This is a genomic window from Veronia pacifica (assembly GCF_001707825.1).
Lineage (GTDB): Bacteria > Pseudomonadota > Gammaproteobacteria > Enterobacterales > Vibrionaceae > Veronia > Veronia pacifica.
The window spans coordinates 1-967 of the sequence record NZ_LYBM01000106.1 but is presented as its reverse complement, the minus strand read 5'-3'; the positions used below and the strand labels follow the sequence as shown (position 1 = coordinate 967).

Sequence of the window (967 nt, the reverse complement as noted above, 5' to 3'; positions counted from 1 at the left end):
GTGATGACTTCAGCAGGTAGACCCAGACGCGCTGCTGTAGCGTCTATCTCGGCCTGATAGGGGGGCGCTTTGGTTCCTGTTTGCCTGAGCTCGAAATCAAGCAATGTTGTCAGAGGGGTAACAATCTGGTAGCTCGGAGGCGACGAGAGCATGAAATCATACAATACTGGCGATTTTGTATCTTGGTCGATGGTCTTGCCTTTGAATGCTAAGGCGACTAAGGGGTATTTCTTTACGTCGTCGATACCGGAGATATCGATACTTGCGTCACCGTTTGCTCCGGTAACGGCAAAGGGCTCACCGTCGTCCAGTTCATAGTCAGCATCAACATCCACCCATACCTTCGCCCCTTCGAGGTATCCATCAATAACCGTAACGCGATAACATGCACTCAAACTGAGCGCTAAAAGGGCAACTGAAAGCCTCGAATATTTCCTAAATTTCACCATTCCACCTCTGCTTATCTAATTATCTCGTTATCGAGCTTTTCTCTACGGATACTCTACTCATGAAAATTTGGCAGCTCCTAAAGGTGGTAATCGTGAATCGCCCGGGTTTTATTGAAACCAGTTGCATTAGTGTGCAACTTGATTTCAATTACAAATCACAAATAATTTAAACAAAATGCGATATACAATATATTTTTAAATTAAATTCTCATTTTAATTACATTAGATTGTGCTGAAAGTCAGGCAGACACGGATTATCTGAAGACAATAGAGGAATATCAGCTAAAAAAAGCGAACCGCATGGTTAGCTTTTTATTGTTTGTTTTACCGGCCCTACCCGAGCGATCCTGCAATCTGATGCTCAGCCACACTCTGAGTGAAAATAGCCTGCGGTACAGGCTATTTTTTTGGTTTTTTACTGTGGCCTAGGTATCACGTGGGTATTGAGTTTTTCTTTCTTCGGCCCCTCTAATACTCGCGAATGAACCGTATCATTACCACAAATTACCGCCGCTCTT

General features: G+C 43.7%; 1 pseudogene. It reads right to left on the bottom strand.

From position 1 onward, the window contains the following. Nucleotides 1-449, bottom strand: a pseudogene (locus A8L45_RS23305) (hypothetical protein); the annotation flags it as partial. Nucleotides 450-967: the final 518 nt, after the last annotated feature.